General features: G+C 68.4%; 18 protein-coding genes and 1 tRNA gene. 1 reads left to right on the forward strand and 18 read right to left on the reverse strand.

The window, feature by feature from the left end; translation table 11 throughout:
- Nucleotides 1-17: 17 nt before the first annotated feature.
- The 16 genes from QNJ30_06840 to QNJ30_06915 all read right to left on the reverse strand — a co-directional run bounded on the left by QNJ30_06840 (nucleotide 18) and on the right by QNJ30_06915 (nucleotide 16,433).
- Entirely contained in the window at nucleotides 18-1,454 is a 1,437-nt protein-coding gene (locus QNJ30_06840) for a BCD family MFS transporter (protein ID MDJ0943161.1), read from the reverse strand.
- Nucleotides 1,451-2,152, reverse strand: a complete 702-nt coding sequence (gene bchM / locus QNJ30_06845; protein ID MDJ0943162.1) for a magnesium protoporphyrin IX methyltransferase — start codon at nucleotides 2,150-2,152, stop codon at nucleotides 1,451-1,453. The genes QNJ30_06840 and bchM overlap by 4 nt, the downstream gene beginning before the upstream one ends.
- Nucleotides 2,152-3,063, reverse strand: coding sequence for a ferredoxin:protochlorophyllide reductase (ATP-dependent) iron-sulfur ATP-binding protein (bchL, locus tag QNJ30_06850; protein ID MDJ0943163.1), 912 nt, complete (start codon nucleotides 3,061-3,063; stop codon nucleotides 2,152-2,154). Before bchL ends, bchM begins: the two co-directional genes overlap by 1 nt.
- Nucleotides 3,060-6,764 (reverse strand): magnesium chelatase subunit H, encoded by a 3,705-nt coding sequence (locus QNJ30_06855; protein MDJ0943164.1) that lies wholly within the window; start codon nucleotides 6,762-6,764, stop codon nucleotides 3,060-3,062. Before QNJ30_06855 ends, bchL begins: the two co-directional genes overlap by 4 nt.
- A complete protein-coding gene (gene bchB, locus QNJ30_06860; GenBank protein MDJ0943165.1) occupies nucleotides 6,739-8,289 on the reverse strand; it encodes a ferredoxin:protochlorophyllide reductase (ATP-dependent) subunit B in 1,551 nt (516 codons plus the stop codon). The genes QNJ30_06855 and bchB overlap by 26 nt, the downstream gene beginning before the upstream one ends.
- A gap of 4 nt (nucleotides 8,290-8,293) precedes the next feature.
- Nucleotides 8,294-9,565, reverse strand: a complete 1,272-nt coding sequence (locus QNJ30_06865) for a ferredoxin:protochlorophyllide reductase (ATP-dependent) subunit N (GenBank protein ID MDJ0943166.1) — start codon at nucleotides 9,563-9,565, stop codon at nucleotides 8,294-8,296.
- Between the two features lie 448 nt (nucleotides 9,566-10,013).
- Nucleotides 10,014-10,090: transfer RNA gene (locus tag QNJ30_06870), tRNA-Ile, on the reverse strand.
- A 105-nt stretch (nucleotides 10,091-10,195) separates the two neighbouring features.
- Nucleotides 10,196-10,642, reverse strand: coding sequence for a periplasmic heavy metal sensor (locus QNJ30_06875; protein ID MDJ0943167.1), 447 nt, complete (start codon nucleotides 10,640-10,642; stop codon nucleotides 10,196-10,198).
- Nucleotides 10,639-11,064, reverse strand: coding sequence for a hypothetical protein (locus tag QNJ30_06880; GenBank protein ID MDJ0943168.1), 426 nt, complete (start codon nucleotides 11,062-11,064; stop codon nucleotides 10,639-10,641). The genes QNJ30_06875 and QNJ30_06880 overlap by 4 nt, the downstream gene beginning before the upstream one ends.
- Before the next feature lie 13 nt (nucleotides 11,065-11,077).
- Nucleotides 11,078-11,626 carry an RNA polymerase sigma factor gene (locus QNJ30_06885; protein MDJ0943169.1) on the reverse strand — a complete coding sequence of 183 codons (549 nt, stop codon included), beginning with the start codon at nucleotides 11,624-11,626 and terminating at the stop codon, nucleotides 11,078-11,080.
- Nucleotides 11,627-11,666: 40 nt separating this feature from the next.
- Nucleotides 11,667-12,371 carry a hypothetical protein gene (locus QNJ30_06890; protein MDJ0943170.1) on the reverse strand — a complete coding sequence of 235 codons (705 nt, stop codon included), beginning with the start codon at nucleotides 12,369-12,371 and terminating at the stop codon, nucleotides 11,667-11,669.
- Nucleotides 12,372-12,410: 39 nt separating this feature from the next.
- The gene (locus QNJ30_06895) at nucleotides 12,411-12,836 is read right to left on the reverse strand and encodes an EF-hand domain-containing protein (protein ID MDJ0943171.1); all 426 of its coding nucleotides are present in this window, start codon (nucleotides 12,834-12,836) and stop codon (nucleotides 12,411-12,413) included.
- 140 nt (nucleotides 12,837-12,976) lie between these two features.
- Nucleotides 12,977-13,861: an MBL fold metallo-hydrolase gene (locus QNJ30_06900; GenBank protein MDJ0943172.1), complete on the reverse strand. Its 885-nt coding sequence runs from the start codon at nucleotides 13,859-13,861 to the stop codon at nucleotides 12,977-12,979.
- A gap of 88 nt (nucleotides 13,862-13,949) precedes the next feature.
- Nucleotides 13,950-14,567 carry a DJ-1/PfpI family protein gene (locus QNJ30_06905; GenBank protein ID MDJ0943173.1) on the reverse strand — a complete coding sequence of 206 codons (618 nt, stop codon included), beginning with the start codon at nucleotides 14,565-14,567 and terminating at the stop codon, nucleotides 13,950-13,952.
- Nucleotides 14,564-15,577, reverse strand: a complete 1,014-nt coding sequence (locus QNJ30_06910) for a GlxA family transcriptional regulator (protein MDJ0943174.1) — start codon at nucleotides 15,575-15,577, stop codon at nucleotides 14,564-14,566. Before QNJ30_06910 ends, QNJ30_06905 begins: the two co-directional genes overlap by 4 nt.
- 112 nt (nucleotides 15,578-15,689) lie before the next feature.
- Nucleotides 15,690-16,433, reverse strand: coding sequence for a sulfite exporter TauE/SafE family protein (locus tag QNJ30_06915; protein MDJ0943175.1), 744 nt, complete (start codon nucleotides 16,431-16,433; stop codon nucleotides 15,690-15,692).
- Between the two features lie 237 nt (nucleotides 16,434-16,670).
- Between QNJ30_06915 and QNJ30_06920 the strand changes: the two genes are divergently transcribed.
- A complete protein-coding gene (locus tag QNJ30_06920) occupies nucleotides 16,671-17,984 on the forward strand; it encodes a pilus assembly protein (GenBank protein MDJ0943176.1) in 1,314 nt (437 codons plus the stop codon).
- Between the two features lie 145 nt (nucleotides 17,985-18,129).
- Here the strand turns inward: QNJ30_06920 and QNJ30_06925 are convergent, their stop codons facing one another.
- Together QNJ30_06925 and QNJ30_06930 are read right to left on the reverse strand one after the other, a co-directional pair.
- A complete protein-coding gene (locus QNJ30_06925) occupies nucleotides 18,130-19,920 on the reverse strand; it encodes a sulfatase-like hydrolase/transferase (GenBank protein ID MDJ0943177.1) in 1,791 nt (596 codons plus the stop codon).
- 557 nt (nucleotides 19,921-20,477) lie between these two features.
- The coding region (locus QNJ30_06930; GenBank protein MDJ0943178.1) for a sigma factor-like helix-turn-helix DNA-binding protein at nucleotides 20,478-20,667 on the reverse strand (190 nt) is incomplete at its 5' end.

Consider the following 20,667-nt stretch of genomic DNA (forward strand, 5'->3'; position numbering starts at 1 on the left):
CACCTCCCTTCAAGCGACTAGCCTGGGATTTCGACCAGCCCGAACTTCCCATCGGGCGCCTCCGCTGGAACGCCGGGCGGGCGTACCAGGGGGCCGATCGCCGCCAAGGCGGCAAAGAGCAAAAAGATTTCCAAGTGATAGACGACGGAATAGCCGACCGAGGGATCGGCCAGAGCGACACCGAGTGCGCCGTCTTGCGCCAAGCCGCCGACGAAGTCCCGCAAGGCGCCGCCGAGCGCGATCGCGCCGCCGGTGGCCGTCGCGTGGACCGCCCCCCAGGCCCCGACCGCCATGCCGCTGTTGCCGTCGCGCGCCAGCGCCATGGCCGCGATCATGGTGCCGACGGCGAAGAGCCCGCCGCCGAAGCCGATCAGCGCGGTGCCGAGCCGGAACAGCAGGGCCGAGTCCATCGGCGCCGAGAAGATGATGCCGGAGAAGGCGAAGACGCCGATCACCGCGCCGAAGCCTGCCAAGCGGTGAGGGTCCTGGCCGCGCGAGAGTTGCCGGGCGGCCAGCCCCAGCCCGAGCAGGGTCCCGCCCGCGAGCAGTGCAGTCAGCGTCGTGGTCGCGCCAACCGAGAGACCCAGGATCTCGCCGCCGTAGGGCTCGAGCAGGATGTCCTGCATGCTGAAGCCCGCCGCGCCAAGCGCGACCGCAAGCAGCAGCCGGGTCGACCTTTGGCCCTCGCTGAAGCGGCGCCAGGCGTCGCGGAACTTGATCCTCGGCAGGTGGTGCGCCGTCCGCCTGGGATCGCGGGCCTCCTGTTTCCACAGGGCGATCAGATTCAAGGCAACCGTAATCACGGCCGCGCCCTGAACCACCTGGATCAGCCGCTTGGGGCTGAAATCCTCGAGCAGGGCGCCTAGGAAGATGGCGCTAAAGACCATGCCGACCAGCAGCATCACGTAAAGCAGGGCGACGACCCTGGGCCGGTTGTCTTCCTTCGCGAGGTCGGTGGCCAGGGCCAGGCCCGCGGTCTGAGTCGTGTGCATGCCGGCGCCGACCATGAGAAAGGCCAAGGCCGCGCCGTACTGGCCCCAGACCGGCGAGCCGCCGCGGGTGTCACCCGAAAGAACCAAGAGGGCGAAGGGCATGATCGCCAGACCGCCGAACTGCAGCAGCGAGCCGTACCAGATGTAGGGCACCCGTCGCCAGCCGAGGAAGGAGCGATAGGTGTCCGACTTGAAGCCGATCAGGGCGCGGAAAGGCGCGAAGACCAGCGGCAAGGCGACCATGAGCGCGACCAGCCAGGCCGGCACCCAGAGCTCGACGATCATCACCCGGTTCAGGGTGCCGGTCAGCAGGACCACCGCCATGCCGACCGAGACCTGAAAGAGCGACAGCCGCAGCAGGCGGCCCAGCGGCAGCTCGTCCGATGCGGCATCGGCGAAGGGCAGGAAGCGCGGGCCGAGCCGCGTCCAGGCTGCCGCCAGTGCCACGTCTTTCTGCCTCATCGTCTGACGAGCTCCTGGGCCTGGGAGACGTAAAAGCCGCTGAGAATCTTTTCGCCCCGGCCCCGGCTCCAACCGGTCAGCGCCGGCGAAGCGGCCAGCAGCCGCTGCAGGCGGGTCTCGGCGACGGGAACGATGGCCGGCGCGCGGTTGCCGCGGGGGAAGAGGCGGCCCGTGGCATGCAAGACCGCGAGGGCCGGCGTCCTCGGGGCGACCGTGAAGAGCAGTGAGCGCGTCGCCCGCGCGGCCAGGCGCCCGAGCATCTCGACCAGGTCGGGGGTTCGGTAGTGGATCAGGGAATCCATGGCGACGACGTGGTCGAAGCTGCCATGGGCGGGGTCCAGCATGTCACCGGCCACGAAGGTGATGCGGCCCGCGCCGCCCTGCGTGGAAACGCGGGACCGGGCGAGATCGACCAGGGTCGGCGAGAGATCGACCGCGACCACCTCCGCGCCGCGGCGCGCCGCCTCCGCTGCGAAGGCGCCGGTGCCGCAGCCGGCGTCCAGGACGCGCCGCCCGGAGAGGTTCGCCGGCAGCCAGTCGAGCAAGGTCCCGCGCATCCGGGTCCGCCCGGCACGGACCGTCGCCCGGATCCTGCCGACCGGCGCGTCCGAGGTGAGCCTGGTCCAGGCCTCGACCGCGGTCCGGTCGAAGTAGGTCTCAAGCTCGCCGCGCCGCGCGAGGTAGCTCGCCGTCTGCATCAGTCGAATCCCAGGAAATCGAAGATCTCGCGATCCTTCATCGGCGTGGCCTCCAGGGCATCGGTGCCGTCCCACAGGGTCTGGGCCAGGCGCAGATACTCGTCCTTGACCACCTCCAGCTCGGGCGAGGTCTCCATCTCGAAGAGCGTGGACTTCTTCAGGCGGCTGCGCCGGATCTCGTCCAAGTCGCGGAAATGCGCCAGGGTCTTCAGCCCGACCGCGTCGTTGAATCGGTCGATCTCGTCGGTGGCCGCGCTGCGGTTGGCGATGACCCCGCCGACCCGCACCTCGTAGTTCTTCGCCTTGGCGTTGATCGCGGTCACGATCCGGTTCATGGCGAAGATCGAATCGAAGTCGTTGGCGGTCACGATCAGGGCACGATCGGCGTGCTGTAGCGGTGACGCGAAGCCGCCGCAGACCACGTCGCCCAGGACGTCGAAGATGACGACGTCGGTGTCCTCCAGCAGGTGGTGCTCCTTCAGGAGCTTGACCGTCTGCCCGACGACATAGCCGCCGCAACCGGTGCCGGCCGGCGGTCCGCCGGCCTCCACGCACATGACGCCGTTGTAGCCCTCGTAGACGAAGTCCTCGACCCGAAGCTCCTCGGCGTGGAACTCGACCTGCTCGAGCGCGTCGATCACCGTCGGCACCAGGCGCTTGGTCAGGGTGAAGGTCGAATCGTGCTTGGGGTCGCAGCCGATCTGCAGCACCCGCTTGCCGAGCATCGAGAAGGCGACCGAGAGGTTGGACGACGTGGTGCTCTTGCCGATGCCACCCTTGCCGTAGACCGAGAAGACCTTGGCCGTTTCGATCCGCAGGTTCGGGTCCATCTTGACCTGGACACTGCCCTCGCCGTCGGCGCGCGACGACTGCGATCTCTCGCGGGTCAAGGTGCCGATCGGATAGTTCATGCCGCGACCTCCCCTTCTATGCCTTCGAGCCTGTCTTCCAGTTCGTCGCCGGCCCGGCGCAGGGCCTCGAGCGTCTCCGCGTCCGGTGTCCAGTACGCGCGCTCCTGGGCCTCCAGCAGCCGGTTTGCCACCCGCGCCGAGGCCTTGGTGTTGAGCGAGGCCAGGCGGGCCCTCATGTCCTCGTCGAGGATGAAGGTCTCGGTCAGCTGCTTGTAGACCCAGGGCGCGACCTGTCCGGTGGTCGCCGACCAGCCGAGCGTGTTGGTGACGTGGGCCTCGATCTGGCGGACGCCCTCGTAGCCGTGCTTCAGCATGCCTTCGTACCAGGCCGGGTTGAGCATGCGGGTCCGGGTCTCGATCGCGACCTGCTCGCCCAGGGTCCGCACCGCGCCCTCGCCGCGGGTCTGGTCGCCGATGTAGACCGGCACGGTCTCGCCCCGGGCCTTGCCGACCGCGCGGGTGATGCCCCCGAGCGAGTCGAAGTAGTGATCGATGCTGGTGACGCCGAGCTCGACCGATTCGAGGTTCTGGTAGGCCAGGTCGACGCCGCCCAGGATGTCCTTCAGCAGGCCTTCCTGCCGGATCGGCTTGCCCGCGCGGCCGTAGGCGAAGCACTTGCGCTGGGTGAAGACGTTGCTCAGGTCGTCCTCGTCCTCCCAGCGCCCGCTGTCGATCATGTGGTTGACGTTGGAGCCGTAGGCGCCGTCGGCGTTGCTGAAGACGCGCAACGCGGCGGTCTCGAAGTCGCAGCCGTGAGCGTCCTGGTACCGCAGGGTGTTCCGCCGGATGAAGTTCTGCTCCAGGGGCTCTTCGGCGCTGGCGGCCAGGAAGGCCGCCTCGGCCAGGAGCCGCGTCTGGAGGGGCAGCAGGTCGCGGAAGATCCCGGACAAGGTCAGCACCACATCGATCCGTGGCCGGCCCAGGTCCTGAAGGTCGATCAGGCTCGCCCCGGTCAGGCGGCCGTAGCTGTCGAAGCGAGGCCTCGCGCCCATCAGGGCCAGGGCCTGTCCGATCGGACCGCCCTCGGTCTTTAGGTTGTCGCTGCCCCAAAGCACCAGGGCCGTGGACTCCGGGAAGCCGTTGCCGTCCTGGATGTGGCGGGCGATCAGGCGGCCGGCCTGGCGCGCGCCGTCCTCCAGGGCGAAGGCGCTGGGAATCCGGAAGGGGTCGAAGCCGTGCAGGTTGCGCCCGGTCGGCAGGATCTCCGGCGTGCGCAGCAGGTCGCCGCCGGGCACCGGGCGGACGAAGCGCCCGTCCAGGGCCCGCACCAGCGCGACCGTCTCGTGATCTTGAGCCAGCAGATCGCTCATATCGACGAGGCGGCGAAAGGCCGCCAAGCCTTGGCCGCCGAGCTCGACCCCGCCGGCGGCCATGGCCTGCTCCGCCGACGCCCCGGTCAGCAAGGCCTGAAGAGTCGCCTCCGGAAGCTCGATCCCGAAGGAGGCCTCGGCGACCGCGCGCAGATAGTCGGCCCGCTCGGCTTCGTCCGGGATGGCGCCGACCACGTGGAGACCATTGGGAATCAGGGTCTGCTCGAGCTCGACCACCGACTCGGCGACGGCGGCCACCTCGGTCTCACCCGCGCCGGTCCAGGGCGGCTCCGCCGCGGTCAGCTCCAGGGCCGCGGCCTGGGCCTGGATGAGCGCCGCTAGCCGCACCCGCTCGCTGTCCTTCTCCGGCGATAGGGCGCGCCATCGGTCGATCGAGCCCTTGAGGTCCAGGAGCTCCTTGTACAGACCCGCCTGCTGAAGGGGCGGCGTCAGGTAGCTGATCAGGGTCGCGGCGCTGCGCCGCTTGGCGATGGTCCCTTCAGAGGGATTGTTCGCCGCGTAGAGGTAGAAGTTGGGCAGATCGCCGATCAAACGGTCCGGCCAGCAGTCGGCGGAGAGGCCGGTCTGCTTGCCGGGCATGAACTCCAGCGCCCCGTGGGTGCCGAAGTGCAGGACCGCCTGCGCCTGGAAGTCCTCCCGGAGATAGCGGTAGTAGGCGGAAAAGGCATGGGTCGGCGCGAAGCCCTTGTCGAAGAGCAGGCGCATGGGGTCGCCCTCGTAGCCGAAGCTCGGCTGCAGCCCGACGAAGACCTGCCCGAACTGCGCGCCGAGAACGAAGACCGCGGCGCCGTCGCTCTGCTGCTTGCCCGGCGCCGGGCCCCACTGGGCCTCGATCTCCTCGAGCCAGGGCTCGCGGCGGACGTGATCCTCTGCCGGGATCCTGGCGTGGACGTTGGCGTCGGCGCCGAAGCGCGCAGCGTTGCCCTGGAGGATTGCCTCCCGCAGCGCCTCGACGTCTTCGGGCACCTCCACCGTGTAGCCCGCTTGCTTCAAGGTGATCAGGGTGTTGAAAAGCGACTCGAAGACCGCCAAGTGCGCCGCCGTGCCGATAGCGCCCGCGTTGGGCGGGAAGTTGAACAGGGTGATGGCGATCCTGCGCTCGGCCGCGGGGGTCCGGCGCAAGGCGATCAGCTTCAGGATCCGCTCGGCGAGCCGCCCGGCGCGCTCGGGATCGGCGGCCATCGCCCTGGCGCCGTTCTCGGGGGCGGTCCGGCCGCCGTAGACCATCGGCCCGGTGGCGCCGTCCAGCTCCGGGATCGCGATCATCATGGTCGACTCGACCGGCAGCAGGCCGCGCTCCGACTCCCGCCAGTCGTCCAGGGTCTGGAACTCGAGGGCCTGGGCCGAAAGGCAGGGCACGTCCAGCTCGGCGAGCATCTCCTCGGCCGCCGCCGCGTTGTTGTAGGCCGGGCCGCCGACCAGGGAGAAGCCGGACAGCGAGACCACCGCGTCGACCCGGGGCTTGCCGTTGGAAAGGAAGAATTTCTGCACCGCCGGGCGCGCGTCCAGCCCGCAGGCGAAGGTCGGGATGACCCGCAGGCCCCGCGCCTCCAGGGCCGCGATCACGCCGTCGTAATGGCCGGTGTCGCCGGCCAGCACGTAGGAGCGCATCAGGATCAGCCCGACGCTGCCGCGGCAGTCCTTCGGCACCGGCAACTGCTCCAGCCACTCCGAGGTCCGCGCCTTCAGCGCCGGGTGATAGAGACCGGTGTCCGGATAGTCGACCGGCGGCGCCGGGGAGAGGCTGCCGCGCAGGGCTTCGCGCGGGCCCGCGGCATAACGGTCGATCAGGAAGCGTACCAGGTTGACCAGGTTTCGGTCGCTGCAGGCCAGCCAGTACTGCATGGTCAGGAAATAGGCGCGCAGGTCCTGAGCGGCGCCGGGAATGAAGCGCAGGATCTTGGGCAGGCGGCGCAGGACGGCCATCTGGTGGGCACCGTCGCTCTTGCCGGTCTTCTGCGACCCGCGCAAGCGCTTCAGCAGGCCGATGGCACCGCCCTGGCCGTCGCCCATCTCGAAGCGCCCCAGCTTGGTCAGGCGGACCACCTCCCCCGCCGACAGGCAGGCGACCAGGGCGTCGCAGTCATCACGGCGCCCCTGCAAATCCGGCAGCACCGCCTGGATGTGGTTCTCCATGAACAGCATGGTGGCGACGATGATGTCGCCCCGGGCGATGTCGTCGCGGCAGCGCGCCAGCGCCTCGGCGTCCTTGTCCCACTCGGCCGCGGCGTGAAGGCTCAGCTCCAGGCCCGGCAGGCCGCGCCGCAACTCGGCCCGGGCCGTCTCAACGGCCGCGGCGAGGTGGCGGTCGAGGGTGACGATGACGACGCGCAGAGGCGTCGGCTTAGCGGCCGAAGTGCGCTTTGGCATCGTAGAGCGTCTCGAGGGTTATGGTTTGCAGACCGAGCTCCGCGGCGAAGCGTTCCGTATTCCTGCGCGCCTTGCCGCGCACGAAGAAGGGGATCTTCTTGAGCTCACCTTCGGCTTCCGGGGCCCAGGCGAGATCCGGGCCGGCGTCGTCGCTGCGGTCCGGCTGCCGGGGGGCCGGGACCTCGGCCGCGGCGTGGCCGAGGTGGGAGGGCGCGGCACCGTCGGCGAACTCGAAGTCCTCGCGGAACATGCCGAGCAGGTGCTCCTCCAGGCCCATCATCAGGGGATGGACCCAGCTGTCGAAGATCACGTTGGCACCTTCGAAGCCCATCTGCGGCGAGTAGCGGGCCGGGAAGTCCTGGACGTGCACGGGAGCCGAGATCACCGCGCAGGGGATACCCAGACGCTTGGCGATGTGGCGTTCCATCTGGCTGCCCAGCACCAGCTCGGGCTCCAGCTCGGCGATCTTCGCCTCGACCTCCAGGTAGTCGTCGGTGATCAGCGCCTCGAGGCCGAGCCGCCGCGCCGACTCGCGCACTTCACGGGCCTGTTCGCGGCTGTAGCTGCCCAGTCCGACCACGGTGAAGCCGAACTCCTCCGCGGCGATCCGTGCCGCGGCGACGGCATGGGTCGCGTCGCCGAAGATGAAGACCCGCTTGCCGGTCAGATAGGTCGAGTCGACCGAGCGCGAGTACCAGGGCAGCCGCGAAGCGGGCGCCGCCAGGACGGCATCGGGATCGACGCCGGCCAAGGCCGCGACCTCGGCGATGAAATCGCGGGTCGCGCCGACCCCGATCGGCACGGTCCTGACCGCCGGCTGCCCGAAGTTGCGCTCGAGCCAGCGGGCGGCGAGGCCGCCGATCTCCGGATAGAGCACGACGTTGAAGTCGGCTTCGCCCAGGCGTGCGAGGTCGGCGGGGGCCGCGTCCAGGGGAGCGACGACGGAAACCTCGACACCCAGGCGATCCAAGAGCCGCGTCACCTCCGTCACGTCGTCGCGATGGCGGAAGCCGAGCGCCGTGGGCCCGAGCAGGTTGCAGCGCGGGCGCCGGCCTTCGGCCCGCGTCTCCTCACGTGAGGCGCGGGACCCGGCGAGAGTGCGGACCAGCTGATAGAAGGTCTCCGCCGCGCCCCAGTTCTCCTTGCGCTGGTAGGCGGGAAGCTCCAGCGGCACCACGGGAATCGGCAAATCCAGGGCCCGCGCCAGGCCGCCCGGATCGTCCTGGATCAGCTCCGCCGTGCAGGAGGCGCCGACCAGCATGGCCTGCGGCCGGAAGCGCTCGTAGGCCTCGGCCATGGCGGTCTTGAAGAGCTCGGCGGTGTCGCTGCCGAGGTCGCGGGCCTGGAAGGTGGTGTAGGTGACCGGCGGGCGCTCCTGGCGCCGTTCGATCATGGTGAACAGGAGGTCGGCGTAGGTGTCGCCCTGGGGCGCGTGCAGGACGTAGTGCAGGTCCTTCATGCCGGTGGCGACGCGCATCGCCCCGACGTGCGGCGGTCCCTCGTAGGTCCAGACGGTGAGGTGCATGAGCCTAGACCTCCAGCCTGGCGCGCCGTTCCAGGGGCCGATGAAACAGCTCGGCGAGGTCGCCGGCCTGCTCGAAGCCCTGGATCGGGGTGAAGACCAGCTCGATCGACCACTTGGTGGTCACGCCCTGGGCCTCGAGCGGGTTGGCGAGCCCGAGGCCGCAGACCACCAGGTCCGGCGCGTCCGTCCGGCAGCGGTCGAGCTGCCGCTCGACGTCCTGGCCCTCGCTGAGGCGCACATCCGGCGGCAACAGCGCCAGCTCGGCGGCCAGGTGCTCGCGGTGCAGGAAGGGCGTACCGACCTCGACCGGGCGCATGCCCAACTCCCGCGCCAGGAAGCGGGCGATCGGCGGCTCCAGCTGGGAGTCGGGAAAGAAAAAGATGCGCTTGCCGGCCAGACGGTCCCGATAGCGCGCGAGCGCCTTCTCCGCGCGCCCACGTCCAGGGCCGACGGCGCGTTCGAAGGTCCGCTGATCCACCCCGAAGGCCTCGGCGGCCGCCTCGAGCCAGAGCGCCGTTCCCTCCGCGCCCAAGGGGAAGACCGCCGGGATGCGCTTTGCGCCCCGTTCCTCCAGGGCCCGTGCCGTATCGCCGAGAAAGGGTTGCGCGAGCAGATAGCGGGTCTTCGGGCCGACCGCCGGCAGCTCGCCGCTGCGCCGCGCCGGCAGAAAGCCGACCGGGCCAAGGCCCATGTCATCGAAAAGCCGGCGAAACTGATCCTCGACCACGTCGGCCAAGGTGCCCACCACCATCAAGGAAGCTTCGCTCGCGGCCGGCAGCCCGGGGACCAAGGACGCGAGGCAGGCGTCCTCGCCCTGGGTGAAGGTCGTCTCGATCCCGCTGCCCGAGTAGTTCAGCACCCGGACCTGGGGCAGGTACTTCTGCGCCAGGCGCTCGGCAGCCCGTGACAGGTCGAGCTTGATCACTTCCGAGGGGCACGACCCGACCAGGAACAGCACCTTGATGTCGGGCCGGCGCGCCAGCAGCCGGTCGACGACGCGGTCGAGCTCCTCGTTCGCGTCGGCCAGACCGGCGAGGTCGCGCTCGTCGATGATCGCGGTCCCGAACCTCGGCTCGGCGAAGATCATCACCCCGGCGGCGGACTGGATCAGGTGAGCGCAGGTCCGCGACCCGACCACCAGGAAAAAGGCGTCCTGGATCTTGCGGTGCAGCCAGACGATCCCGGTAAGCCCGCAGAAGACCTCCCGCTGGCCGCGTTCCCGAAGCACCGGGCGCTCGGCGCAGGCGGCATCGACCACGGGCGCTCGCCTGGGAATCGCGTTCACCGGCGCGATCCCGAGTCGACGCCGCAGCTCCAGCGCGTCTGGTCGCTGCAGGGCGATGACGCCGAAGTCGGCGGCTTTCCGGAAGTTTCCTTCCCCTGCTGCACGGCGAATTCCTTGTGCCAATCTGCCAGGGAAGGACTCTACGGCAGATCGACGGCGAGTGTCAATTAAACTAGACGTCTACTCTATATGACACTCGGCGGCGCGCAGAATGCGCCCGCCACCGATTCCCCGGCAACTTGACCCGGATCGCAGGAAGATACCCTTCAAGCTCCGCGGAAAGCTCGGTCTCATATGACAAGGAACTCCGTCAGGCAGCCTGGTCATCCGCGGCCCGCGCGCTCAGGCTGAAACCGTCCGGAGCTTCGAGGCGGCGCCCGCTGAAATCAGGGTGTCGTCGCGCGCGGAGGGAAAGGGTCTTCGTGTTGGCAGGACCGAATGGTGGGCCCGGCAGGACTCGAACCTGCAACCAGACCGTTATGAGCGGCCGGCTCTAACCAATTGAGCTACGGGCCCCGCCGCAGGCTCTCGACTGGACAAGAAACCGCGAACGGCGCTCGTCGACAAGCCCTTTCACGACGGCGTCTTGCCGTCGGACCGCCGCTTGAAAGGCGCGCGGCGTCACCTCATCCAGCCGCCCCTCGACCACCAAGGCTGCCACTTGCTGCGCACTTCGGGGGGCAGGTCCATGACGGCGGCGACGACGATCTCATGGAGCAGCATCTGGGCTTCCGAGGTCCGGGCCCGCAGCGCGACGAAGGCGGCGTCCAGGCGCGCCCGGTCCAAGTCCTCGCGCGCCAGCAGGTCGGCGATCTCGCCGCGGGCCTCGGCCACCGCCCTGATCTTCGCCCGCAGCTCGGGCCGCCGCGCCCGGAAGCTCTCGCGGAACACCGGTCGCGCCTCCTCGGGCAGGCTCTTCATGAAGGCAGCCATGGCGCGCGCCGGCCGAAACTTGTCGTCGCCGCGCAGCGCACCGCCGGCGAAGAGGCCGCCCAGGAAGAGGTTGGCGCCGAGGGAAAGAAACAGGGCGACCAGCAGCGCGACGGCCCATTTGCCGCGGATGGTCACGGCCGCGGCCCCTGAACCGACATCCCGTAGACCAGTGCCGCGATGTCGGTCTCCTCCAGCGGCGACCCCGGACCTTCGACGAGGCCGGTGATCCCCAGAGCGAAGCCTGCCACGCCGGCCGCCAGCGCCAACCCCAGACCGGTCTGCCAGAAGGCCCGGAAGCCGAAGACCGGCCGCGCGGCGGCCTGTCGCGGATGCCCCACCGGCAGGGCGAGGATCGCTTTGCGCAGATCTTGGCCGGCCGGTTCCGGCGCGAGCGCTGCGCCCAGCAGATCGTCCAGGGCGCGGGCCCGCGCCAGGGCGGCCCGGGCTTCGGGCGACGCTGCCAGCAGGGACTCGGCCGCCACGCGATCCCGCTCGGGCCAGTTCGCCAGGTCAGACCCCTTGGCCTCCAGAAGGTCTTCAAATCGATCCCGTTTCATGGTCGCCGCCTCCTCACTCCGCCGCCAGGAGCCGCTGCCTGAGGCTGCGCCTGGCCCGAACCAGGAGCGCCTCCAGAGCCTTGACGGAGATCTCCATTGCCGCCGCCGCCTCGGCGTTGCCGACTCCGGTCACATAAGTCAACGAAATCGCCATCCTTTGCTTCACCGGCAGGTCGGCGACCGCCGCCTCGACCTGGCGTCGTCGTTCCTCGACCAGCAGCCGCTCGTCGGCGGCAGGGGCCGGATCGGGCGGGTCGAAATCCGCTGCCAGGGGCAGGTAGCGCTGCTGCACCCTGGACTTCCGGTTGAGGCAGCGGTTCAGGGTAACTCTGTAGAGCCAGGTCGAGAAGCGGGCCCGGCCCGGCCGCCACGTTTCCGCCTTCTGCCAGACGGTGAGGAACACCTCCTGCGTCACCTCCTCTGCATCGGCCTCCGATTGCAGGACCCGGCGAGCGAGGCCGAGGACCCGATCGACGTGCCGCTCCATGACTTCGGCAAAGGCGCGCCGGTCGCCTGCAGCGACCCGAGCCAACAATCGATCGTCATCCCCGACCTCACCCATAACAGCATTGCTGTTCCGTCACTATCAGCCCCCAGCGGACTCACTCGGAGTTGGAGGAGGTTCCACTGTAGGTCTTGGTCTCACCTTCACGGTTGGTCCACTCGCCTTCGACGCTGACGCTGCCGTCGTCGTTGCGCGTGACCGTCCGGCTGCCCTGGCTGGTCGTGCCGTCAGGATAGGCCGTGCTCGAGGACCGGGTCACGCTCTGGTTCTCGACATCGACGGTCCGCTCGGACGAGCGCTCGAAGGTCTGTCCTTCCGGCCCGGTCCGCGTCACCTCGCGGGTCGCGGTGCCGCCGCCGCGAGTCACGGACTTTTCGATGCTGCCGCCGTTCGGGCCGGTCCGCGTGACGTCGCGCGTCAAGTTCCCGTCCTCCCGGGTCACCGACTTCTCGACGCTGCCACCGTTCGGACCGGTCTTGGTCACCTCGCGGCTGGCCGAGCCGCCGCCGCGCTGCCAGGACTTCTCCACGCTGCCGCCCCTCGGGCCGGTCTTGGTGACCTCACGGCTGGCCGAGCCGCCGCCACGCTGCCACGACTTCTCGACACTGCCGCCGCGCCGGCCATAGCGATTGACTTCGCGGGTCGCCGAGCCACCCCCGCGCTGCCAGGACTTCTCGACGCTGCCGCCGCGCGGCCCGTTCCGGTTCACCTTGCGGCTGCCGGCCTCGACGGCCGTGGCGAAGAGCGCCAGGGTCAAACCGGTGGCGAGCACAAAGACGCCGGCCTTGCTCATGGTCCTCATCACTTGATCTCCTAAAGTTTCAAAGAAAATCCGATGGGGTCAGCGGCGCTCGCGCAGCTGCTCCCGGAACTGGGTCATCTCCTCCTGGGTCAGTCGGCCGTCGCCGTCGGCGTCGGCCCGCTGAAAGATCACCGGCTCGGTCTGCAGGAACTCCTCCTGCGAGACCTTGCCGTCACCGTCGGCGTCCGCGCGGTCGAAGAGCGATTGCCGGCCACCGGTGAGTCGCTCGCGGAAACGCGCCTTGGCCTCCTCCGTCTCTTCCCGGGTGACGAAGCCGTCGGCGTCGGCGTCCAGCTTGGCGAACATCTCGGCGCGCAGCTCCTGGACCTCGGCCGCCTCGACGACGCCGTCGCCGTTGCGGTCCATGCGCTCGAAGGCGCGCCCGCCCTGAGCCAGGGCGACTGCGAAGGCCGTGGATGCGACCAGAAGGCCGGCTGTAACCATGAAGATCGGGGATTTACGCATGGTTTCCTCCAAATTGGGGGCTTGAAGGGCGGCCAGCCCGACCGGCCGCATCCACCCCTTTGCACCCGGCGGGGCGGAAAACCCTGCGGAAATATTTTCTTATGTTTTTGGAGCGGGTTAGACAACGCCCGGCGGGGCGATCAGCGGCCGAAGGCGAGGTGCGCGGCGCCGGCCACGACCTGCCGGGTGGCGGCGTCGACGGTCATGAGGTCCTCGCCGACGAGCAGCGGCCCGCCGAAGTCGGCCGCGACCTCGTCCAGCAGCGCCTGGCGGTCGCAGCCCGGCGGCACGAAGTGGGTCAGAACCAGGCAGCCGACCCCGGCCTCGGCGGCGATCCTGCCGACCTGATCGGAGAGCGTGTGGTAGCTGGCGACGTTGGCCAGGCCTTCGGCCGTGCGGACCCCCTCGATCACCGGCATCTCGCGGTGGACCATGACCTCGTGGACCAGGACCTCCGCCCCGCGAGCGGCCGCGATCAGGACCTCGCAGCGCCGGGTGTCGCCGGAAAGGACGATCCGCGGGCCCTGCGCCTCGGCCGGAGCAAAGACGAAACCGAAGGCCTGCTTGACCGGCAGGTGCTCGACCTCGATCACCCGTATATCGAAGCCGCCGATCTCCAGGCGCTGGCCGCCCCCGATCTCGGTCACCTCGACCTCCAGCGCCGCGGTCGAGGGCCGGGCCTCGTGGGCGATCCGCTGCTCCAGTTCGGGCCGCCAGAGCGCCATGAGGCCATCGACGTAGGTCCTCGTGCCGCGCGGCCCGAAGACCCGCTGCGGCCGGTCCCGGCCCTGGTGCCAGCTCGAGATGACCAGCTGGAAAAGGTCGACGATGTGGTCCGAGTGCAGGTGGGTCAGCAGAAGCGCGTCGAGATCGCGGCCGGAGAGCCCCGCCGCCAGCAGGCGCTGAGTCACCCCTGACCCACAGTCCACCAGCACGGCGCTCGGGCCGTGGCGCAGCAACTGCGCCGGACCGAAACGCTCGGTGGAGACGACCGGACAGCCGGTGCCGAGGAGCGTGACGCGCATCCTTCGAAGGCTAGCCCGGCGGCCGGGCGCGGCCAAGCCAAAGCGATCGCCGCGGCCAGCGGGCCTGGCGTTCCCTGCGCGCCCGCAGTCAGGCGGCGGCGGGTTGCTCGGTCTCGGCGGTGTAGGGCGGCGCCGGGAAGTACTCGATGCCCTGCTGCACCGCGCGGGCCAGGGCCGGGGTGAAGAGCTGCCCGAGCAGCCAGAGACTCATGTCGATACCGGCTGAGACCCCGGCCGAGGTCACCAGCTTGCCGTCACGCACGAAGCGTACGCCCTCCAGCACCTCGGCGGCGAGGCCGCCGGCGCGCAGCTCCTCGACGGCGCCGTGATAGGTGGTGATCCGCTTGCCGCGCGCCGGGCCCGCGGCGAGCAGAACCCGGGCCCCGGTGCAGACGCTGGTCACCCAGCGGCAGCCCTCGGCCTGGGCGGCGATCCAGGACAGCAGCCGCTGGTTTTCCGCCACCCGCCGGCTGCCCTGGCCGCCCGGCACCAGGAGGACGTCGAGCTGCGGCGCCTCGGCGATCGCCGTTTCGGCGCGCAGCTTGAGGCCCTTGGCGCAGGTCACTTCGCCGGCTTCCTCGCCGAGCGTCATGACCCTGAGGGGCGCCGCGGTGTTCAGCTCGGCGTAGCGCAGCACCTCCCAGGGGCCGACGGCGTCGAGCTCCTCGACCTCGTTGAAAAGGAGTATTCCGAGCGTGATGGTCATGAATTCAGCTCCTCTAGCTTGGATCCTGCGGCGCTCGGCCCTTGCGCCCAATGCCGGCGGTAGTCCTGCGGCGAGACCGAGAGGTGACGGTGAAAGACCCGCCGCAGGCTGTCGACGTGGCCGAAGCCCAGGCGGTGGGACAGCCGGGCCAGGGGCTCGCGGCTTTCCTCCAGTGCCTGGCGCGCGGCCTCGACCCTGGCGCGCTCGACGTAGGCGCCGGGTGTCATTCCGGTCTCGGCCGTGAAATGACGGTGAAAGCTGCGGAGGCTCATGCCGGCGCGTTCCGCCAGAGCTTCGACACCCAGGTCGACGCCGGGGTGGTCCTGGATCCAGCGGCGCAAGGAATCGAAGCGCCCGCCCTCGGCCGCCTGGGACATCAGGTCGGCGCTGAACTGGGACTGCCCGCCGGGCCGCCGGGCGTAGACCACCATTTGCCGCGCGACCTCGAAGGCGAGCGCACGGCCGTAATCCTCCTCGACCAGGTGCAGGGCGAGGTCGATCCCCGCGGTGATCCCGGCCGAGGTGATGACCTTTCCGTCGCGCTGGAAGATCGCGTCCGGCTCGACGCGGATCGCCGGGTAGTCCGCCGCCAGCTGGGCACAGCGCTGCCAGTGGGTCGTGGCCCTGCGCCCGTCGAGGTACCCGCCCGCCGCCAGGACGAAGGCGCCGGTGCAGACCGCGCCCAGGCGGCGGACGCGCGGCACCTGGCGCCTCAGCCAGGCCTGCACGGCCGGGTTCTCGGCGTGCTCCCGGGCGCCGTCGCCACCCCCGATCAGCAGGGTATCGATCTCTCCGGGGTCTTCCGCGAGGCCCCGCGCGGCGACCAGCGCCAGACCGCTCGCCATCACCACCGGCCCGGGCCGCAGGCTGACCAGCTCGATGCGATATCCCCCGCTGCCCCGACCGGGATGCCCCGGTCGGGCGTTGGCCGCGGCGAAGACCTCCAGCGGGCCGACGGCATCCAGCATCTCGGCCTCTGGAAAGGTCAGCAGGGCGACGCGCAGCGGCATGGCAGGTCCGGGCTCCGGTGCTTCCGAAGGCATGAGGATCGCAGGCCCGGGATTTGGCAGCAATGACAAAGATCGCGCAATTTCTGCCAGGGGGCCCGCGGCAGGCAAGGACTCAGAGGAAGGCGCGCAGGGCGAGGTAGACGCCAATGACCGCCAGGCCGGCGAAAAAGACGCGCCGGAAGCCGGCCTCCGAGAAGCGTCCGCGCAGCCAGCGGCCCAGGGCCTGGCCGAGCAGGGCGGTGGGCAGGCCGGCCAGGGACATCAGGCCGAGTTCGACCGGCAGCAGGCCGTGGCCCCCGAGCGCAATGGCCAGGGCCAGGCTGGCGACCGTGAAGGTGATCCCCATGGCCTGAACGAAGTGGTCCCGCGGCAGCCCCAGCGCCTGGATGTAGAGCACGCCCGGCACGATGAAGGTCCCGGTCAGGCCGGTGATGACTCCGGTGACGCCGCCGACCGCGGGCGACATCAGGCGCTCCCAGCGGCCAGGCGCCGGGATCTGCGGCGTCAGCAGGCTGATCGCAGCGTAGAGGCAGAGCAGGACCCCGAGCAGGCCCGAGAACACCAGGGCATCGCCCCGCGCCAGGACCCCAGCGCCGAACCAAGCGCCGATGCAGAGCATGGCCAGCAGCGGCCAGAGGCGGCGAAGCAGCGCGAGAAAAGCGCCGCCGGACAGGGCCTGCCAGACGTTGGTGACCAGGGCCGGGACGACGATCAGGGGCATGGCGACCTTGAGACCCAAGGTGGCGGCTAGCAGGGCCAGGCCGACGGTCGGCAATCCGGTGCCGATGAGACCCTTCACCAGACCGCCGGCGAGGAAGGCGGCGGCGACGAGGAGCAGGATTTCGGGCGTCCACATGCTCGAGGGTGCGAGAGGCTCGGCGGTTGACGGCGGCAGGCGGCGACCAGCCGCCCCTGCTGTAGCACAGGTGGCCGGACGCGTCTCGCGCCCGGAAGCGCACAAATTCCAATAAGGTATTTGTATAAAATGCGAAATATTTACCAAGACTCCAAATAAAAATCACAATAAACGTGATTTTTATTGGACAGATTTTTAAGCTTTTATTAGTTTAACGCAAAATTAAGGAGAGGCGACATGGAGAGGAAACCCGGGAAGCCCCGCCGCGCCGTCGGCCGTGCCTTCCTGCGCCGCGAGGACGGCTCCGCGGCGCCGCTTCTGGCCTTCGCCCTGGTGACCTTGACCGCCGCCGCGGGGCTCGCCTTCGATGGCGGCCGGGGCTACCTGATGAAGGCCAAGCTGAGCCAGGCCGTCGACGCCGCCGCCCTGGCCGGCGGGCGCTCGGTGCAGACCGGCGGCAAGAGCGATCACGAGGCCCAGATCCGCAAGTACTTCCGGGCGAACCTGGGCGACGGCTTCCTCGGCGCCGAGGTCGGCGACCCGGACATCCGGGTCAGTTCCGACGGCGAGCTGATCGAGGTCTCGGCCGTCGCCAGCCTTCCGACCACCCTGATGAGCGTCCTGGGCGTGCGCGACCTGCAGGTTTCGGCCCGTAGCGTCGTCAGCCGCTCGGTCAAGGGCCTCGAGATCGTCATGGTCCTGGACAACTCGGGCTCGATGAAGGGCGGCAAGCTGAGCGATCTCAAGAGCGCGACGCGGACCCTGCTGGACAGCCTCTACGGCGGCGAGGACGTCGTCGAGGACCTGCACGTCTCGCTGGTGCCCTTCACCGCGCGCAGCAACCTCAGCGGCCAGGAGGCGGCCCTGCTCGCCGAGGCCTCAGGCGAGGCCGACGACGATGACGACGACGATGTGGCCGTCGCGTCGCACCTCTGCTTCGACCTGCGCGCGGGGCAGCCCAAGTTCGACGACACGCCGCCCGACGAGGCCCCCTTCGTGCCCTACGCGGGCGCCTTCGACCCCGCGACGGACCCGGTCGGCTACAAGGACAAGATCTGCCCGCAGGCGGCCCTGCTGCCCCTGGCCGAGAGCAAGGCGCGCGTGGCCGCCACGGTCGAGAGTATGGAGGCCAAGGGCTGCACCCGCTTCGACGTCGGCACCGCCTGGGGCTGGCGCGCGATCTCGCCGCTGTGGCGCGGCACCTGGCGGGGCGTCGATTCGGCGCTGCCGGTGGACTACAGGGCGCCGAAGATCCAGAAGGCCGTGGTCATCATGACCGACGGCGCCAACACACCCGAGGACTGCGCCAAGGACGCCGACAGCAAGGCGGCGTCGGAGTCGGCCTTCGCCGCGACCTGCCAGGCGATGAAGGACCAGGGCGTCGTGATCTACACCATCACCTTCAAGCTTAAGGACGACAAGACCAACGCCCTCTTCGAGGGCTGCGCCTCCAGCCCGGACCGCTATTTCAGGTCGCCGGACGGCGAGGTCCTGGAGACCGCCTTCGCCACGATCGCCGGCGACCTGACAAACCTCCGCCTCGCAGAGTAGCCACTGACCGTGGTGCCCTGCACCCGGTCCGGCCACCAGGCCGGACCGGGATTCTTGTACCAAGGGGCGTTGAAATCACGCCCGCCCCGCCTGTGGCCAAGCCATGGTCACCTTGGCCATCCTCAAGGATAGGCTCGGTGGCTCCTCATGGGTGGAACTCGGGCTTCGAGTCGATCTCTGCCAGCTCCACCCTGTCCACTTCAAGGTAGCCTCGATCAAGGAGCGTCCGATGCAGGCGGGCCTTGAGGGCGTCTCTACACTCGAAGTAACGGCCCGCACAGCTTTCCATGAGCCTCTTGCGGGTTTCGAAGATCTGGTCCTTGGCTAGCCCGGCGCTGTCCAACACCACGGTCGAGAGATAGGCGATATCGAGGGGTCCGGATCCCCATTCCGGCCGTGCCGCCAAGTCGCCGTTAATGGCCTCGATGGCGAAATATGTCGCAAAAAGGGAGCTTCTTGGGACGCTGCGGTCTGGAAACTCGAGGCCTTTGGTGAACTTGGGATGATGATCCCCGAACCTCACCAGCAGGGTGGGCCGCCTCTTGTACCGCGAGGCCAGCTCGCTCTTGAGGTTCCTATAGTCCTCGAAGCTCTGCCGCAGCCGAAGATAGTATTCGTGATATTCCTGGAGGTCGGGATCTTGAACGTTGCGCGCGAGCCAGTCTCTCGAGTCCGGGAAGGCGTCCTCCGGTACCCGATTGAAACTGTGGGGACCGTGGTTGCTTATCGTGGCCACCAGCACAAAGACCGGACCATCGCCTTCGGTTCCCGCAGTCAGTGACATCCGTTCCAAGGCGTAGTCATACAGTTCGGAATCGCGGAAATTCCTCAGGTGCCTCTTGTCCGCCGCCTGAGTCGGAACGAAGAACTCCTGGACGCCGATGGACCGGTAGAAGTTCTCTGCGTTCATGAAACTGCCGTTGACGCAATAGACGACGATCGTCTTGTAGCCCTGGCTTTTCAGGACGTGTATGAGGCTGTGATGAAGGCGTTTCTCCATAAGCGTCGACAGGTAGTAGGCCTTGTCACCGAAGATCCTGGTGTCGAGGCCACTCATCACGGCAAATTCCGACACCCAGGTTCCACCGCCATGGACATTTACAGAGAGCGAGCCGGATAGGCCGCCCGAGGGCTGGAAGTATTCCGCGACTTCGTCCTCGATCGGCAGTCCGAGGACACGCGGGTCAAAAACCGATTCGTCGAGCACCATAAAGATGTTCGGCTTTGGCCCGAGGGAGGTTTCCTCGGCCGATCCCAGCGGATCACCGAGCGGCTGGTCGGCAACGTCGTAGATCGTGACTACGTTGCCTCCCGAACCCCACCACCAGACCGCAGAGGCCGTGAAAGTGCTCAAGGCTGCCGCTGTATTATCGAAGTTCTGATCCCAGAAATAGACCGTACGGCTCAGGCGGGAGATCGGGCTGACAAGGTAGACCGCGACCACGACAGCCGCGCAGACGGTGACGATGGACAAGCGTTTACCGCGCCGTGTCACCAGCCAGCCAAGGAGCGTGACGAAGGCGGTAATCCCAACACCGGTGGCCGCGGCTAAAAGCGAATACTGCGAGAGAACCCACCAGAGATTGTATCCCACCATGTTGACGAGGTCGCCGAACACGAGGGGAGTCCCAAGGTAGGCCATCTTGGCTTTCGAGACCGCCCATACAGTCAGGGTGAGCATCAGGGTGATCGCCACCGACAGACGGGATCGCCGCGTTACGACTAGAAGAACGCAGTAGAGGACGATGATGGTCAGACCGGCGACCGCACGCTGGTTGATCCCGGTTTCGGCCAGAAACAAAAACAGGCCGAAGCCGGAGAGCCACAGAAAGAATTCTGCGCAGCCGACCAGGAATCGGCGATTCGATACGGAACTAGGTGGTTCGGCCTGCCTCAACTTGGCCAGAGCACCCTTGGCCAGGACGTCAATCCGCATACCCAACGCTTCCTTGTTCCGCCGAGCGGGTACCCGCGTCGCCCGGCCTCGCAGACCAGCCAGTGGTTTACGTTTAATATTGTTGAATAGCTGTATTGACTTAAGAAAATGTTTAACACTTGTTTCTGTAGTAAATAATCGAATCAATTTGAGATATGGCGGTTTTAACCTATTTTTCATTATGATTCGGTGGGCACGAGCCGATCGGCGATTGACTTCAGCACGAGAGACCGAAACCCCTGACCGACTTCGCCTTGCTTGGAAGCTCACACCTTGAGCAGCCTGCATTCGGTCGAACGCAGATAAACTGCTCTATCTGTTTGAAATATTTTGATTTACCTCGGCTCAATTGAGTCCAATTGAGCGCAGTTCGATCTAGTCGGCGTCCCGCGAGCCGGCTGTCTCGAGGTCATGGTGCGAAGTGAAGTCGTCGGGATCGGCATGCACACGGCGCCTCGGCAGGTCGGGCCAAGGTAGAACCGCTTCAAACCTTATAGACTTGGGGCGCCGTCGATCTCGCACCGACGCCCGAGCTCAAACGGCAACTGATGTCTTGCTCAGGTGTCGAGAAAGCTGCGCAGCTTGCGGCTGCGGCTCGGGTGCTTGAGCTTGCGGAGGGCCTTGGCCTCGATCTGGCGGATGCGCTCGCGGGTGACCGAGAACTGCTGGCCGACCTCCTCCAGGGTGTGGTCGGTGTTCATGCCGATGCCGAAGCGCATGCGCAGCACCCGCTCCTCGCGCGGCGTC

The sequence above is a fragment of the Kiloniellales bacterium genome (genome assembly GCA_030066685.1).
Classification (GTDB): domain Bacteria; phylum Pseudomonadota; class Alphaproteobacteria; order Kiloniellales; family JAKSBE01; genus JAKSBE01.